This is a genomic window from Arsenicicoccus dermatophilus, from assembly GCF_046267915.1.
Lineage (GTDB): Bacteria > Actinomycetota > Actinomycetes > Actinomycetales > Dermatophilaceae > Arsenicicoccus > Arsenicicoccus dermatophilus_A.
The window spans coordinates 1,332,131-1,348,531 of sequence record NZ_CP176520.1 but is presented as its reverse complement, the minus strand read 5'-3'; the positions used below and the strand labels follow the sequence as shown (position 1 = coordinate 1,348,531).

Annotated in this window: 13 protein-coding genes; 3 read left to right on the top strand and 10 right to left on the bottom strand. The window is 72.5% G+C overall.

The genetic code is table 11. The annotated features are described in order from the left end of the window. Positions 1-41: 41 nt before the first annotated feature. Both ACK2IS_RS06615 and ACK2IS_RS06610 read right to left on the bottom strand, forming a co-directional pair. A complete protein-coding gene (locus ACK2IS_RS06615) occupies positions 42-1,829 on the bottom strand; it encodes a proline--tRNA ligase (protein ID WP_409485346.1) in 1,788 nt (595 codons plus the stop codon). Between the two features lie 147 nt (positions 1,830-1,976). After that, positions 1,977-2,831: a GNAT family N-acetyltransferase gene (locus ACK2IS_RS06610; RefSeq protein WP_409485345.1), complete on the bottom strand. Its 855-nt coding sequence runs from the start codon at positions 2,829-2,831 to the stop codon at positions 1,977-1,979. Positions 2,832-3,156: 325 nt separating this feature from the next. On the opposite strand from ACK2IS_RS06610, the gene ACK2IS_RS06605 reads away from it, so the two are divergent. After that, positions 3,157-4,827 (top strand): malectin domain-containing carbohydrate-binding protein, encoded by a 1,671-nt coding sequence (locus tag ACK2IS_RS06605; protein ID WP_409485344.1) that lies wholly within the window; start codon positions 3,157-3,159, stop codon positions 4,825-4,827. Positions 4,828-5,373: 546 nt separating this feature from the next. Further along, complete coding sequence (locus tag ACK2IS_RS06600; RefSeq protein WP_409485343.1) at positions 5,374-7,080, top strand: malectin domain-containing carbohydrate-binding protein; 1,707 nt, start codon at positions 5,374-5,376, stop codon at positions 7,078-7,080. Positions 7,081-7,262: 182 nt separating this feature from the next. Here ACK2IS_RS06600 and ispG read toward each other — a convergent pair whose 3' ends face one another. The 3 genes from ispG to dxr form a co-directional block, all read right to left on the bottom strand. Further along, entirely contained in the window at positions 7,263-8,423 is a 1,161-nt protein-coding gene (ispG, locus tag ACK2IS_RS06595) for a flavodoxin-dependent (E)-4-hydroxy-3-methylbut-2-enyl-diphosphate synthase (protein WP_409485342.1), read from the bottom strand. An 80-nt stretch (positions 8,424-8,503) separates the two neighbouring features. Beyond that, entirely contained in the window at positions 8,504-9,859 is a 1,356-nt protein-coding gene (locus ACK2IS_RS06590; RefSeq protein WP_409485341.1) for a M50 family metallopeptidase, read from the bottom strand. Next, positions 9,856-11,160 (bottom strand): 1-deoxy-D-xylulose-5-phosphate reductoisomerase, encoded by a 1,305-nt coding sequence (dxr, locus tag ACK2IS_RS06585; RefSeq protein ID WP_409485646.1) that lies wholly within the window; start codon positions 11,158-11,160, stop codon positions 9,856-9,858. Before dxr ends, ACK2IS_RS06590 begins: the two co-directional genes overlap by 4 nt. 80 nt (positions 11,161-11,240) lie before the next feature. Here dxr and ACK2IS_RS06580 point away from each other — a divergent pair, with 80 nt between their 5' ends. Continuing rightward, positions 11,241-11,429 (top strand): hypothetical protein, encoded by a 189-nt coding sequence (locus tag ACK2IS_RS06580; RefSeq protein ID WP_409485340.1) that lies wholly within the window; start codon positions 11,241-11,243, stop codon positions 11,427-11,429. A gap of 46 nt (positions 11,430-11,475) precedes the next feature. Here the strand turns inward: ACK2IS_RS06580 and ACK2IS_RS06575 are convergent, their stop codons facing one another. The 5 genes from ACK2IS_RS06575 to ACK2IS_RS06555 all read right to left on the bottom strand — a co-directional run bounded on the left by ACK2IS_RS06575 (position 11,476) and on the right by ACK2IS_RS06555 (position 16,190). Then, positions 11,476-11,889: a hypothetical protein gene (locus ACK2IS_RS06575; RefSeq protein WP_409485339.1), complete on the bottom strand. Its 414-nt coding sequence runs from the start codon at positions 11,887-11,889 to the stop codon at positions 11,476-11,478. Between the two features lie 113 nt (positions 11,890-12,002). After that, the gene (locus ACK2IS_RS06570) at positions 12,003-12,776 is read right to left on the bottom strand and encodes an ABC transporter permease (RefSeq protein WP_409485645.1); all 774 of its coding nucleotides are present in this window, start codon (positions 12,774-12,776) and stop codon (positions 12,003-12,005) included. A 59-nt stretch (positions 12,777-12,835) separates the two neighbouring features. Continuing rightward, on the bottom strand, positions 12,836-13,681 hold the full coding sequence (locus ACK2IS_RS06565; RefSeq protein ID WP_409485338.1) for an ABC transporter permease: 846 nt from the start codon (positions 13,679-13,681) through the stop codon (positions 12,836-12,838). Further along, a complete protein-coding gene (locus ACK2IS_RS06560) occupies positions 13,678-14,973 on the bottom strand; it encodes an ABC transporter ATP-binding protein (protein WP_409485337.1) in 1,296 nt (431 codons plus the stop codon). The genes ACK2IS_RS06565 and ACK2IS_RS06560 overlap by 4 nt, the downstream gene beginning before the upstream one ends. Further along, positions 14,973-16,190: a spermidine/putrescine ABC transporter substrate-binding protein gene (locus ACK2IS_RS06555; RefSeq protein WP_409485336.1), complete on the bottom strand. Its 1,218-nt coding sequence runs from the start codon at positions 16,188-16,190 to the stop codon at positions 14,973-14,975. Before ACK2IS_RS06555 ends, ACK2IS_RS06560 begins: the two co-directional genes overlap by 1 nt. Positions 16,191-16,401: the final 211 nt, after the last annotated feature.

Below are 16,401 nucleotides of genomic sequence, written 5' to 3'. Positions count from 1 at the left end.
TGCGGCGTGGCGCGGCCGAGATGTCGAGGCCGACCGGGCCGTCAGCCGCGGACCTCGCGCACCACCTCGGTGACGACGTCGGCGGGCGAGACCTCGCGACGATCGCCCGACCGGCGGTCCTTGATCTCGACGACGCCCTCGGCCAGGCCCTTGCCCACGACCACCATGGTGGGCACCCCGACGAGCTCGGCGTCCTTGAACTTCACGCCGGGGCTGACCTTGCCGGTGCGGTCGTCGTAGATCACGGTCAGGCCCTGGTCGGCGAGCTCGCGGGCGATCCGCTCGCCCTCGGCGAAGAGCTCCTCGCCCTTGCCGGCGGCGATCACGTGGACGTCGGCGGGAGCCACGTGGCGGGGCCAGACCAGCCCGAGGTCGTCGTGGTTGGCCTCGGCGATCGCGGCGACGGCCCGGGAGACGCCGATTCCGTAGGACCCCATGGTGACGGTGACCAGCTTGCCGTTCTCGTCCAGGACCTTCAGGCCCAGGGCCTCGGCATACTTGCGCCCGAGCTGGAAGATGTGACCCATCTCGATGCCGCGGGCGGTGCTGAGCGTGCCCTCGCCCTGCGGGGACGGGTCACCGTCGCGGACCTCGGCCGCCTGGATGATCCCGTCGGCCTCGAAGTCGCGGCCGCGCACCAGGTTGATCACGTGATGGCCCTGGCGGTTGGCGCCGGTCGCCCAGGACGAGCCGATGCCGACCCGCGGGTCGAGCAGGTAGCGGATGCCCTCGACGGACACCACCTGGCCCTGGTCGTCGCGGGTCACCTGCTGCCCCAGCGCCTCCGGACCGATGTAGCCGCGCACCAGCTGCGGGTGGGCCGCGAAGTCGGCCTCGGTGAAGTCCTCGACCTCGGCCGGGGCGACCTGCGCCTCGAGCCGCTTGGCGTCCACCTGGCGGTCGCCGGGCAGGCCGACGACGAGTGGCTCGCGGGTGCCGTCGGGCTGCCGGAGCATGACGACGACGTTCTTGAGGGTGTCGGCGGCGGTCCAGGGGCGGCCGTCGTGGCGGGGGTGCTCGGCGTTGAGCACCTCGACGAGGGTCTCGATGGTGGGGGTGTCGGGGGTGGCGACGACCTGGGCGCCCGGGACGTCGGCGAAGTCCACGGGTGCGGCCTCGGCGACCTGCACGGCCTCGACGTTGGCGGCATACCCGCTCCCGTCGCGGACGAAGGTGTCCTCGCCGACCTCGCTGACCGCCAGGAACTCCTCGGACGCGGAGCCACCCATGGCGCCGGACGTCGCCTGGACGATGACGTAGTCGAAGCCGAGGCGGTCGAAGATCCGGACGTAGGCCGCGCGGTGGGCGTCGTAGGACCGCTGCAACCCCTCGTCGGAGACGTCGAAGGAGTAGGAGTCCTTCATGACGAACTCGCGACCGCGCAGCAGCCCGGCGCGGGGGCGGGCCTCGTCGCGGTACTTCGTCTGGATCTGGTAGATCGACAGCGGCAGGTCCTTGTAGGAGCTGTAGAGATCCTTGACCGTGAGGGTGAACATCTCCTCGTGGGTGGGCCCGAGCAGCATGTCGGCGCCCTTGCGGTCCTTGAGCCGGAAGAGGTTGTCGCCGTACTCCGTCCACCGGCCGGTCGCCTCGTAGGGCTCGCGCGGCAGCAGCGCGGGGAAGCTCAGCTCCTGGCTGATCTGGTCCATCTCCTCGCGGACGACGTCCTCGACGCGGCGCAGCACCTTGAGCCCGAGCGGCAGCCAGGTGTAGACCCCGGGCGCGGCGCGACGGATGTAGCCGGCGCGCACGAGCAGCTTGTGGCCGGGCAGCTCGGCGTCGGCCGGGTCCTCGCGCAGGGTCCGCAGGAAGAGGGACGACATGCGCATGACGGCACCTGACACGGTGGGGCTCCTCGGGGCGGGGTGCGGAGGACGGGACGGCCCTCCCTGGTCCCGGCAGGATATCGGCCGTACGGCGGGACGGACGAACCGATGGCACCGCCGGTGCCGGTCCTGCGACGGCTCGCGGGCGCCTCAGAGCAGGACGGTCCGGAAGTCGCCGACGTGCTGCATCCCGATCCCGGCGTAGGTCGCCCGGGCCCGGACGTTGAAGTCGTTGACGTAGAGGGAGACCCGCGGCGCCGTGGTCGCGAGCACGGCCTCGACGACCGAGGCCATGGCCGGCCCGGCCAGACCTTGTCCTCGCAGCCGCGGCGTCAGCCACACCCCCTGCACCTGGGCGACCCCGAGCGCCACCGAGCCTACGTCCGCCTTGAAGACCACCTCGTCGCCCTCGGTGACGACATACGTCCGGCCCTGCTCGACCAGCAGGGCCACGGCCTGGCGGTAGGCCGCGACCGAGCCGACGTAGGGCGGGTAGCCGATCTCCTCGGTGAACATCGCCGCCGCCGCCGGGACCACCGCGTCGACCTCCCCGGGGCGGGCCAGCCGGACGCGTTCGTCCAGGGCGCACCCGAGCAGGCTGGGCGGGGTGGTGGTGGCCATGACCGGCTGTCGCTCCCGGACCGCGCGCGGTCGACCCCACCCCGGGGACAGCCCGCCCCACAGGGCCTGGACGGCGGCCGCCGGGCCGAAGACCGACGAGGACCATCGACGGCGGCGGCGCAGCCGGCCCAGGTAGGCCGGGGCCTCGGACGGCTCGAGCTGCACGGGAACGACGTTGGCGCCGGCCCAGACCAGGCTCCGCCACCGGCCCGTGGTGTCGTCGTGCGGGTGCCCCAGCAGCAGCCCAGCACTGCCGCGCAGGACGCCGTCGAGGATGCGCGCGGCGACGAAGACGTTGGCGTCGGGATCCTGCGCGCAGGTGGCCAGCGCAGCCTCCGCGTCGGCCGGCCCCAGCTGGAGCACGGGCGAGCGGGATCGGAGCATGCAGACACTGTGGCCGCTCGGTCTCGCGTTGTCACGTCGCCACAGCGGCCGGGGCGCCTCGCGCCCGGCAGGTCACGGGCCGGACATAGGGGCCAGGGGGCGCCCAGGGGGACATTCGGCACCGCGAACGATCAGACCTGCTGAGGCATTTGGTCACCTTGCGTCAACAATCTTCGCCCGAGTGGGTCTACTGAGGCCTGCCCTCCTGGTCGAGACTTCAAGTTCTCCTAACTGAGAGTGACCTGTTCAGTCACTCTTTGTGATGGGTCCTCCCGGTGGTGCTCAACGCCGGCCCTCGCCCTCGACATGATCCAAGGACATCCCCATGTCTCTCGCCGTCACCCTCCACACCACCGTCACCTTCGCGCTCGGCTCCGTCTCGGCCCTGGCGGTCTCCGTCCCCGCCGTGGTCGCTCCGGAGCCCTTCCCGACCCGGGTGTTCGCCGCGGACTCGTTCTGGTACCGCAGACTGCCCACCACCACCCCCACCGACCCGCAGTCCGTCGCCAAGGCGCAGTTCCTCTACGACCAGTCCATCCAGTACTACGGCAAACCCGGCTCACCGGCCATCGGTGTCAACACCAAGGCCTACTCCTCCCCGCTGTACGTCGCACGCAACACCGATCCGCTGGTCACCTACGCCTGGGACAACTGCCAGGGCAAGACATACGGCGACTCCGGCCTCATCTCGGGCCACCTGACCAACCTGCACATCCCCGACCGCGCCGTCCCCGCCGCCGGCACCGACCAGGAGATGACCGTCTACAACGCCGACACCGGCGAGCTCACCGAGACCTGGATCACCACCAAGACCAACGGCCGATGGACCGCCTGCTGGGGCGGCACCATCCGCACCGCCACCACCTCCAACGGCGTCTTCCCCGCCCCCTTCGGCACCACCGCCTCCGGCCTGTCCTTCGCCGGCGGCACCATCCGCGCCAGCGAGCTCGCCGCCGGCCACATCGACCACGTCGTCGGCATCGCCCTGCCCAACATCGCCCCCTGGCCCACCATCAGCGCACCAGCCAACCGCACCGACGGCTACAACCCCACCGGCCGCGCCACCGTGGCCCAGGGCCAGATGCTGCGCCTGCCCAGGACCGTGAACCTGGACGCCATGAAGCTGTCCCCCACCGCCCGCACCATCGCCAAGGCCGCCCAGGACTACGGCCTCATCGTCTGGGACACCGCCGGCAGCGTCTCCTTCCGCGCCGAGAACCCCCTGGCCCTGCCCACCGACCCCTACCCCACCCTCTTCCGCGGCCGCGCCGACTGGCAAGAGATGCTCGGCGACCCCACCAAGGGCGAACGCGCCTTCCCCCTCGAGCTGCTCGAGGTCCTCCCCATGAACTACGACAACCCGAACAGGACCGGCACCCCCGCGCCCGCCCCCACACCGACGCCCACCCCGACGCCGACGCCGACGCCGACGCCGTCACCAGCACCGGCGCCGGCACCGGTCACCAACGGCACCAGCGTCGCCCGTGAGGTCACGGCCTTCTCCCCGGTGACCGATCGCCGTGGGCTGGTGTGGAACCCGCGTGCCGGGTTCGACTCCTTGAACACCGCCACCGCGATGGCCACCATGGACGTCACCGGCACTCAGGACGACGCGTTGTACCGCACCACGGCCTACAACTTCACGAGCTACCGCCGCGCCCTGCCCAACGGCACGTACACCGTCAAGCTCTACACCGCCGAGGACTACCACACCGCCCCTGGCAAGCGGGTCTTCGACGTCACCGCCGAGGGCAGGACGATCGCCACCAACGTCGACATCTATGCCCGGACCGGCGGCCGCTACCGCGCCTACGAGCCCACCTTCACCGTAACCGTCAGCGACGGCCGCCTGGACCTCGGGTTCCCGCGCAAGGTCGACTCCCCCCTGCTGGCCGCGGTGGAGGTCCTGAGCGCGCCCCGCGCGACCACCAGCCTCGCAGCGACCACCGTCACCGGCACCCGCGCCACCGCCCCGACCGCCGTCCGTCACCGCTGACCCGGCGACGACGACCCGGGCCAGGACCTGCCGCTCCGCCGCGGGCAGGCGGGCCCGCGGGGTCCGGCCGGTCAGGCCACATCCCCGGTGCGCCCGGTCGAGGATGCAGAAAAGGGCCCCGCCGACACGTCGACGAGGCCCTTCCTGCCTGTGGTGGGGCGCTCGTCCCCCACCTGGTGCACGCGAAGGGAGCGGCGCCCATCTCGCCGTGATGCCCCCGATCGGCCCCATCTGCCGAACCGCGTGCAACGCGATCATAGCGGAGACTTCGACGTCGAAATGACACGGGGTCCACCTCACCCTGCGCGTTTGCTCGATGACGCGAAGCAGCCGTCCTACCTGGGCGAAGGGCCGATCCCGGGGCCTGGCCCAGCCGAGCACGGCGAGCGGCCGGCCGCCCGATCTGGGTCCGCCGAACGAGTGCCGCCCGGTTCCTCCCAGCGTCCGGGCCAGTCATTTTCGGCAACACTGCGTCACTGGTGGTAACCGTCACTCACTCTGCCTCTGAGCCCGGCCGAAGCGTCGGCACGTCCCGCGAGGAATCCCATGCGTCTGCGCCCCCACCCCCTCGCCCGGATCACCCGCGATCGCGCTTGCGACGGTCGGCGCGCCCGGGCCCGAGGCGTCACCACGCTGGGCGGGGTGCTCGTGGTCTGCCTGGCCACCGTCACCTTCGCGCTCGGCTCCGTCTCGGCCCTGGCGGTCTCCGTCCCCGCCGTGGTCGCTCCGGAGCCCTTCCCGACCCGGGTGTTCGCCGCGGACTCGTTCTGGTACCGCAGACTGCCCACCACCACCCCCACCGACCCGCAGTCCGTCGCCAAGGCGCAGTTCCTCTACGACCAGTCCATCCAGTACTACGGCAAACCCGGCTCACCGGCCATCGGTGTCAACACCAAGGCCTACTCCTCCCCGCTGTACGTCGCACGCAACACCGATCCGCTGGTCACCTACGCCTGGGACAACTGCCAGGGCAAGACATACGGCGACTCCGGCCTCATCTCGGGCCACCTGACCAACCTGCACATCCCCGACCGCGCCGTCCCCGCCGCCGGCACCGACCAGGAGATGACCGTCTACAACGCCGACACCGGCGAGCTCACCGAGACCTGGATCACCACCAAGACCAACGGCCGATGGACCGCCTGCTGGGGCGGCACCATCCGCACCGCCACCACCTCCAACGGCGTCTTCCCCGCCCCCTTCGGCACCACCGCCTCCGGCCTGTCCTTCGCCGGCGGCACCATCCGCGCCAGCGAGCTCGCCGCCGGCCACATCGACCACGTCGTCGGCATCGCCCTGCCCAACATCGCCCCCTGGCCCACCATCAGCGCACCAGCCAACCGCACCGACGGCTACAACCCCACCGGCCGCGCCACCGTGGCCCAGGGCCAGATGCTGCGCCTGCCCAGGACCGTGAACCTGGACGCCATGAAGCTGTCCCCCACCGCCCGCACCATCGCCAAGGCCGCCCAGGACTACGGCCTCATCGTCTGGGACACCGCCGGCAGCGTCTCCTTCCGCGCCGAGAACCCCCTGGCCCTGCCCACCGACCCCTACCCCACCCTCTTCCGCGGCCGCGCCGACTGGCAAGAGATGCTCGGCGACCCCACCAAGGGCGAACGCGCCTTCCCCCTCGAGCTGCTCGAGGTCCTCCCCATGAACTACGCGGCGCCGCCGACCTCCGCACCGGGCCCGCAGCCCGGCACGGCGGGCACTCCCACCGCCCGGGAGGCCATGGCCTGGTCGCCCTTCCTCGACGAGACCAGGCGCGCCTGGGAGCCGCGTCACAACGTGGACACGACCACGACCTCGACCGAGCTGGCCGGCAAGGACGTGCTCGGCACCACGTCCGACTCGGTCTACCGCACCCAGGCCTTCGACGTGCGGTCCTACAGCCGTCCGGTGCCCGACGGCACGTACACCGTCCGGCTCTACCAGGCCGAGGACTACCACACCGCCCCTGGCAAGCGGGTCTTCGACGTCACCGCCGAGGGGCGGGTCGTCGCGAGCCAGGTGGACCTGGTGGCGCGCACCGGCGGCCGTCACCGCGCCTACGAGCCGACCTTCGAGGTGACCGTCACCGACGGCCGCCTCGACCTCGGCTTCGTCCCCCGGGTCGGTGGCGCCGTCCTCGCCGGGGTGGAGATCGTCAGCGGACCGCCGTCCGTGGAGCCGCTACGCCCCGTCTCCGCACCCACCACCCGGCCGAGGCCCGTGCTGCGGCCGCGGCTCGCCCCCCGCTCCCCACACTGACGCGCCCTGCCGTCCCCACCCGCCCGCGACGCCGCCGGAAGCGCGGACACTCCCGCAGCGGCGCCCTGCCTGCGCCCACCCACGGGATCGGGCGGCACGTGTGGCCCCGGGAGCAGACGCAGGTACGCCGAGAAGCCGTCAGCACGGGCGTCGTCTCGGCGTACGACCTGGTGCGACGCCGCTCAGCTCACGCTGACGGTGGGGGCACCCGCGGACTCCTCGTCCACCGGCTCGCCCATCTCCTCGGCGAGGCGCATGGCCTCCTCGATCAGGGTCTCCACGATGGCCGACTCCGGGACGGTCTTGATGACCTCGCCCTTGACGAAGATCTGGCCCTTCCCGTTGCCGGACGCGACGCCGAGGTCGGCCTCGCGGGCCTCGCCGGGACCGTTGACGACGCAGCCCATGACGGCGACGCGCAGCGGCACGGTCATCCCTTCCAGGCCCTTGGTGACCTGCTCGGCGAGGGTGTAGACGTCGACCTGGGCCCGGCCGCACGACGGGCAGGAGACGATCTCCAGCTTGCGGGGGCGCAGGTTGAGGCTCTGCAGGATGGCGATGCCGACCTTGACCTCCTCGACCGGCGGCGCGGACAGCGAGACCCGGATGGTGTCGCCGATGCCCTTGCTCAGCAGCGCGCCGAAGGCCGTCGCGGACTTGACGGTGCCCTGGAAGGCGGGCCCCGCCTCGGTCACGCCCAGGTGCAGCGGCCAGTCGCCGCGCTCGGAGAGCATCTCGTAGGCCCGCACCATGACGACCGGGTCGTTGTGCTTGACCGAGATCTTGAAGTCGTGGAAGTCGTGCTCCTCGAACAGGCTCGCCTCCCACACCGCCGACTCGACGAGCGCCTCGGGCGTGGCCTTGCCGTACTTCTCCAGGAGGCGCTTGTCCAGGGACCCGGCGTTGACGCCGATGCGCAGCGAGGTGCCGTGGTCCTTGGCGGCCTGGGCGATCTCCTTGACCTGGTCGTCGAACTTGCGGATGTTGCCGGGGTTGACGCGCACCGCGGCGCAGCCCGCCTCGATGGCCGCGAAGACGTACTTCGGCTGGAAGTGGATGTCGGCGATCACCGGGATCTGCGACTTGCGCGCGATGGCGGGCAGCGCATCGGCGTCGTCCTGGCTCGGGCAGGCCACCCGCACGATGTCGCACCCGGCCGCGGTGAGCTGGGCGATCTGCTGCAAGGTGGCGTTGACGTCCGATGTCAGCGTCGTCGTCATCGACTGCACGGAGACGGGCGCGTCGCCGCCGACCTCGACCGTGCCGACCGAGATCTTGCGGGTCGGGCGGCGGGGTGCCAGCACGGGGGCCGGGCCGGAGGGCATGCCTAGCGAGACGGTCATGTGGTCAGTATCTCCCAGCGCGGTGCTCGGTCGGGACGGACGGGGTGGGTTCGGGCGCCCGGCTGAGACCGGGCCCGGGCTCAGCCGAGCTTCACCGGCCGCACGATGTCGGCGTAGATCAGCAGGCCACCCATCACGATCAGCACGAGCGACATGGCATAGGCGATCGGCAGGCCCTTCGCGACGTCGACGTAGCCGGGGTCGGGGCGACCTGCGACCTTGGCGACCTGCCGGCGCAGGCCCTCCCACAGGGCGCCGGCCACGTGCCCGCCGTCGAGCGGCATGAGCGGGATCAGGTTGAAGACGAACAGCGCCACGTTGAGCGAGGCGATCAGCGAGATCAGCGTGATCAGGCGGGAGCCGACGCCCTCGAGCCCGGCGACCTGGCCGCTGGCGACCTCGCCGCCGATGCGCCCCACGCCGACCACGGAGATCGGCCCGTCGGGGTCGCGCTCGCCGGAGCCGAAGGCCGCCTGCGCGATGCCCACCATCTTCTGCGGGATCTTCACGACGACCCCGGCGGTCTGCGCGACGGCGTCCCCGATGGCCCCGGGGACGGCGGTGACGGACTGACGCTCCCGCTGGTAGATCCGGGCGGACGCCATACCGACGAAGCCGGTCTGCTCCAGCACGGGCTTGCCGTCGGGCCCCTCCACCACGGCGCCGTCGGCGTCGAGCCTGGGCAGGGCGTTGGTGATCGGGGTGACGGTCAGGGTGAGCTGCTTGCCGTCGCGCTCGACGACGATCGGCGTGGCCTGCCCCGCGCGGGGCCGCAGCGACGCGGACACGTCGGCGGAGCGCTCGATCGGCCTGCCCGCCACCGAGACCAGCCGGTCACCGGGCTCGATGCCGGCCTGGGCCGCCGGGGTGGGGCGGTCCTGGTCGGTGCAGGGGGTGGTGGTGTCGGCGCCCGCCGGGCGCACGCACTGCTGGATCGAGCCGACCCGGGCCCCGCGGTCCACGGGGATGCCGTAGCCCACCATCACCCCGCCGATGAGGACGGTGGCGATGAGCAGGTTCATCAGCGGGCCGCCGGTCATCACCAGGACCTTCTGCCAGGTGCGCAGCTTGTAGAACACGCGGTCCTCGTCGCCCGGCCGGACCTCCTCCATCGACTGCGCCCGGGCGTCGTCGATGAGGGCGCCGACCCGACCCGTGCCCGACGGCCGCAGGTGGTGCTCGTCCTCCCCCGCCCGCTTGGGCGGGAACATGCCGATCATCTTGACGTAGCCGCCGAGCGGGATCGCCTTGAGCCCGTACTCCGTCTCGCCGCGCCGCCGGGCCCACACGGTCGGCCCAAAGCCGATCATGTACTGCGGGCACTTGACGCCGAAGGTCTTGGCGGGCAGCAGGTGCCCGATCTCGTGCAGGGCGATCGAGGCTCCGACGCCCAGGGCGACGAAGAGGATGCCGAGGATCGTCGAGAGCACGGTCATGCGGATTCCTTGCCGGTCGGGTCGGGGCGGCCGTCCTGGGGCGCGAGCCCCAGGATCTCGCGGGTGCGGGTGCGAGCCCAGTACTCGGCCCGCAGCACAGCGGCAACGTCCAGGTCGGCCGGGTTGTTCCCCAGGTTGGCGACCGGCTCCCCGCCCGCGTGGTGCTCGTCCACGACCCGCTCCACGGTGTCCACGATGTCCAGGAAGCCGATGCGCCGGTCGTGGAAGGCCTCGACGCACTCCTCGTTGGCGGCGTTGTAGACCGCGGGGTGGGTCCCGCCCGCCTCGCCGACCCGATAGGCCAGCGGCACGGCGCGGAAGGCCTCGCGGTCCAGGGGGTGGAACTCGAAGGTGCGCGGCACGCTCCAGTCGTAGGCCGGTGCCGCCTCCGGCACCCGGTCCGGCCAGGCCAGGCCCAGCGCGATCGGGATCAGCATGGTGGGCGGGCTCGCCTGCAGCAGCGTCGACCCGTCGGTGAACTCGACCATCGAGTGCACGTCGCTGGTCGGGTGCACCACGACCTCGATCCGGTCGAAGCCGATCCCGAAGAGCAGGTGTGCCTCGATCACCTCGAGCCCCTTGTTGACCAGGGTGGCGGAGTTGGTCGTGACCACGCGGCCCATGTCCCAGGTCGGGTGGGCCAGGGCCTGCTCGGGCGTGACCTGCGCCAGCGCCGCCCTCGGCATGCCGCGGAAAGGTCCGCCGCTGGCCGTCACCACGAGCCGCCGGACCTCCTCGGCGCGCCCCCCGCGCAGGCACTGGGCGAGCGCGCTGTGCTCGGAGTCGACCGGCACGATCTGGCCGGGTGCCGCGGCCCGGGTGACGACCGGGCCGCCGACGATCAGCGACTCCTTGTTGGCCAGGGCCAGGGTGCTGCCCGCGTCCAGGGCGGCCAGCGTGGGCCGCAGCCCGATGGAGCCGGTGATCCCGTTGAGCACCACGTCGGCGCCGTGCGCGGCTACCTCGGTCGAGGCGTGCTCGCCCACCACGACCTGCGGGTCGTATGCCGGGAGGCCGGCCTCCGCCATCGCGGACCGCACGGCGGCCCGCACCTGATCCGCGTCGCCGCGTGCCACGCCGATCACCTCGGGGCGCAGCCGCGCCGCCTGCCGGGCCAGCAGGTCGAGCTGCCCGCCTCCCGCGCAGAGCGCGGTCACCGTGAAGCGGTCCGGGTTGCGGGTGACGATGTCGATCGCCTGGGTGCCGATGGAGCCGGTGGAGCCGAGCAGCGCCACGGTGCGGTGGCCCTCGGGCAGGACGTGGGGGCTCGATGAGGTCTGCGTCACGGGGCCAGTGTCCATCATCGCGACGACGCGGAGGTCTAGGGTGGTGCGTGGTTCACGAGCACGCCGCCGACCCAGAGAGAAGGTCTTCCAGACCCATGGCCAAGGACAACACCGGGCTCAGCCTCGGTTACCGCATCATGTGGCAGCTCCGCTACCTGGGGGTGTCTGTCTTCGGTCCCGCGCAGCTCGACCCGGACAACGACCCCAAGGACAACCTGATCAAGGAGCGTCAGCGCAAGGTGGCCGCGGCGCACGCGGCGGCCGGCACCAGCCCCAGGCGCTGACGCCGGACGCCGTCGGCGGCATCGACCACCTGGCCGCGCCGCCGTCTCAGGCCTGCAGCGCCACGGCGATCTTGTCGATCACGGCCCGCTCCGCAGGGGCCACGCCGTCGGCGGCTCCGGCCACCTCGGCGCAGGCAGCCAGGACGACCTGGCGGTAGCCGTCCGCCTGGGCCGGCGCCGCGGTGCGCAGCGCGGTCATCGCCGCCTGCAGGTCGGCCACCCGCGTCTCGACCTCCTCGGCGGAGCCGGTGGCAGGCGTGGGCAGACCGCCGGGCCCGGCCAGCAGCTCGCGCACGTCGGCGGGCGCCGCGGCGAGCTCCTTGGAGCCCGCCATGGACTCGCGGAACATCGCCGGCAAGCCCGGGTCTGCCTTGGACACCAGCGCGATGGCGCCGAAGGCACCGTTGCGGATCTGCTCGCGCTGCTCGTCGGTCAGGGCGACGGCGGTGTGGTCGGTCATTCCTCCGGGTTACCCCCGGGCCCCGGGTCGTATGCCGGTCAGCCACCCCGTCGCCGGCCCGGCCCGACGAGCCGCGGAGGACCGAACGGCCCGAGGGGCGTGCCGGTGGTGGCTCAGCCGCGGTGGCGACCCAGCGCCTGGGCGCCCACCACGCAGAGCACCGCGAGCAGGAACATCGCGGTCCCGATCACGTTGGCCTCGGCGGGGATCCCGCGCAGGTAGGCCGTGTAGACGTACGTCGGGAAGGTCTGCACCTGCCCCGACACGAAGGTCGTGATGATCACGTCGTCGAAGCTCAGCGCGAAGGACAGCAGCGCCGCCCCGGCGACCCCTGGCAGGATCGTCGGCAGCGTCACCCGCACGAAGGTCTCCCACGGCCCGGCATACAGGTCGGCGGCCGCCTCCTCCAGCCGCGGGTCGAGCGACTGCAGTCGCGCCCGCACCGTGACGACCACGAAGCTCAGGCAGAACATCACGTGGCTGAGGACCACCGTCCACCAGCCCAGCTCGAGGCCCACCCGCGCGAAGCCCTGCACGAAGATCGTCAGCAGCGAGGCCCCCAGCACCACCTCGGGCGTGGCCATCGGCAGCAGCACGAGCAGCTCCACGAGCCCACGCCCGCGGAACCTGCCTCGGGCCAGGGCGAGCGCCAGCATGGTGCCGAGCACGGTGGCGACGGTCGTCGCGACCAGCCCGATCTGCACCGAGGTGCCGAGAGCCTCGCACACGCCCGGTGCGCCGCAGGGGTCGCGCCAGTGGTCGAGGGTGGGCCGGCCGGACCAGGAGATGTTGGACTTCGTGTAGGAGTTGAACGAGAACACGAAGGTGTAGGCGATCGGCAGGAAGAGGTAGGCGAGCACCAGCGCGGCGACGGCCGGCACCAGCAGGTCGGCGGCCCGGCGCGGGGGGCGGGTCGCGCGCCGCGCACGTCGAGGGGTCGCGGGGATCACACCAGCTCCTGGGTGCCGTAGCGCCGCACGTAGCCGGTGACGAGCGCCAGGATCAGCGTCATCAGGGTGAACGACAGCGCCGCGGCGGTGGGATAGCCCCCGATGACGCGGAAGAACTCCGCGTTGATGGCGTTGCCGACCATCGAGGTCCCGCGGTCCGAGCCGAGCAGGTCGACGTTGACATAATCCCCCGCCGCCGGGATGAAGGTCAGCAGCGTCCCGGCGACGACGCCCGGCATCGCGAGCGGAACCGTGACCAGCCGGAAGGTCTGCCACGGGCTGGCGTAGAGGTCGCCCCCGGCGGCGACCAGGGCCGGGTCGACGCGCTCCAGGGAGGCGTAGAGCGGCAGCAGCATGAACGGCAGGAAGGTGTAGGTCAGCCCCAGCACGACGGCCACCCAGGTCTCGGTGAGGTGCCCGCCGGGCAGCAGGTGCAGCGCCCGCAGTCCTCGGGCGAGCGGCGCGTCGTCGGCGAGGATCTGCCGCCAGGCGACGGTGCGCAGGATGAACGAGGTGAAGAAGGGCGCCACCACGAGCACCATGAGCAGGCCGCGCCATCGCCCGGCCCGGAAGACCATGGTCCAGGCGAGCGGGAAGGCGAGGACCAGGCACAGCAGAGTCGCCAGCGCGGCATACAGGAAGGACCGGCCGAGCTGGGGGGCGAAGGTCGTCAGGGCGTGGGCGTAGTTGCCGACGTCGACGTCCCGGTAGTAGAAGCCAGGCTGGCCCGGGTAGTCCGACTGCAGGCTGACGCTGGCTAGCTGCACGAGCGGGGCGACGAAGAACACCGCCAGCCACAGGATCCCGGGCAGGACCAGGAGGTATGCCGAGCGCCGACTCACGACCGCGGGTCCCCCGCGCCGCGCGGCGCGACCTCCACCGTGGCCCCGCCGAGCCCGGCCTCGAGGTCGGACGCGGCCCGTTCCTCGGCGGCGATCTCGGCGAGGTCGACGACGTCGGCGGACAGGCCGGCCAGCGGGTCGTCGTCCCCGGGCAGGGTGAAGCTGTGCCGCAGGTCCCACGCGATCGTCACCTGGTCGCCGGGTCGTGCGGTGCTCTCGACGTCGACGTTCTGCTCGTAGACCGTCCACGTGCCCGCTCCGGGCACGTCCACGAGGTACTGCGTGGCGACCCCGGTGAACGACACGTCGCGGACGGTGGCGCGGGTGAGGACGTTGGCGACGGACTTCTTGCGGACCTTGTCGCCCGCGGCCACCACGCGGACCTTCTCCGGACGGACGCCGAGCAGCACCCGGCGGGCGCCCACCTGCGCGGTGCGGGATCGCAGCACCCGCACCCGCTGGCCGGCGAGCTCGAGGACGAGCAGGTCGCCCTCGGCGCCGACGACCGAGGCCGGGGCGAGGTTGGACTGGCCGAGGAAGTTCGCGACGAAGCTCGTCCGCGGCAGGTCGTAGAGCTCGGCGGGGGCGCCCACCTGCTCGATCCGCCCGTCGCGCATGACGGCCACGGTGTCGGCCATGCTCATGGCCTCCTCCTGGTCGTGGGTCACGTGGACGAAGGTCAGCCCGGTGGCCGCCTGCAGCCGCTTGAGCTCGACCTGCATCTGGCGCCGCAGCTTGAGGTCGAGCGCGCCCAGCGGCTCGTCCAGGAGGAGCACCTCCGGGCGGTTGACGACGGCCCGGGCCACCGCGACCCGCTGCTGCTGGCCGCCGGACAGCTGGGCGGGGCGCCGGTCCGCCATACCACCCATCTCGACCAGGGCGAGCGCCTCGCGCACCTGCTCGGCGACGACCTCGCGCGGCAGCCCGCGCCGGCGCGGTCCGAAGGCCACGTTGTCGGCGACGGACAGGTGCGGGAAGAGCGCGTACGACTGGAAGACCGTGTTGACGGGCCGCCGGTGGGGGCGCAGCGTGGTGACGTCGCGCTCGCCGATCAGCACCCTTCCCTCGTCCGGCTGCTCCAGACCCGCGATCATCCGCAGGGTCGTGGTCTTGCCGCAGCCGGAGGGGCCGACGAGGGCGAAGAAGGAGCCCTGCGGGACGACCAGGTCCAGTCCGTCGACGGCGAGGTGCCGCCCGAAGCGCCGGGTCAGCCCCTCCAGGCGCAGGTCGCCGGTCGGGCCGTCCTCGCCGCGGGGGGCGGCCGCCTCCGGCTGTCGGGTGCGTCGGAGCATCACTGGCCCACCACCTTGGTCCACATCGCGGCGTAGTCCGCCTCTTCCTGGGGGTCCAGCGCGCGGAACACGCTGGTCTGCCTGGCGAGGAAGTCCGCGGTCGGGAAGATCAGCGGGTCCGCCACGAGCTCGGGGTCGACCTTCTCCATGGCCTTGCGGGCGCCCGCGACGGGGCAGATGTAACGCACCCAGGCGGCCACCTGGGCGGCGATCTCCGGCTGGTAGTACCAGTCCAGGAGCCGCTGGGCGTTGCGGCGGTGCGGGCTGGTGGCCGGGATGACGGCGTTGTCGCTCCACAGCATCCCGCCCGACTCGGGCACGACGAAGGTCCAGTGCTCGTTGCCGGTCTCGGCGCGCAGGGTGGCGATGTCGCCGCTCCACACCATCCCGGCGAGGGCATTGCCGCTCTTGAGGTCCTCGACGTAGGAGTTGCCTTTGACCCGGCGGATCTGGCCGGTGCCCAGCTGCCGGTCGACGACCTCCACGGCGGCGGCGACCTGGTCGTGCCCGAAGGCCTTGGCCGGGTCGACGCCCTGCGCCCGCATGATCAGCCCGAGGGTGTCACGCCACTCGGACAGGGCGACCACCTTGCCCTTGAGGTCGGGGCGCCAGAGGTCGGCCACCGCCTTGACGGGCCGGACCTTGCTCGCGTCGTAGCCGATGCCGGTCAGGCCCGACTGCCACGGCAGGGAGTGCTGGCGTCCGGGGTCGAAGGGCGCATCCATGAGGGCAGGCAGGACGTTGCCGGCGTGGGGCATCCGGATCAGCTCGAGCGGCTGGACCAGGTCCTGGGCGATCATCCGGTGGACCATCCAGTCCGAGAGCACGACCAGGTCGCGGCCGACGTCCTGGCCGGCGCGGATCTGGGGGGCGATCTTGTTGACGTAGAGGTCGTTGTCGTCGATCTCCTCGACGTACGACGCCCGGATCCCGCTGGCCCTGACGAAGGCGTCCAGCGTCGGGAAGCGCTTGGTGCGCTCGTCCTGGTCGAGGTACTGCGTCCAGTTGGCGAACCGCACGACCCGGTCGGTGGCCGAGCGGTCGGCGGGCAGGGCCCGGGTGGTGCGGGCGGCGGCGGGCGGCTCCGGCGGCGCGCACGCGGCGAGGAGGGCTGCCCCAGCGGCCGATCCCAGAAGTCCCCGCCGGGTGATCGGGGGGCGGGGGTGCTGCTGGTGGGTCGGGCTGCCGGCCACGGCCGGGCGAGGGCGAGCGGGCAATAAAGGACCTCCGACTGGGCCCGGGCGGGCGCCGGGCTGAGACACGTCGGCCCGGCCGTCGTCGGTCCGACCGCCGGGCAACCTGCCAGAGGCTAGCAGCGCGCGGGGGCCGGGGCGCGCCGGTCGGGCCGCTGTCGCCCCGGCGGCGGGGCCGACCACCCGGATGGCGATCGGCCCCGCCCCTGATCGTGACGTCTGGCCACGACCGGTG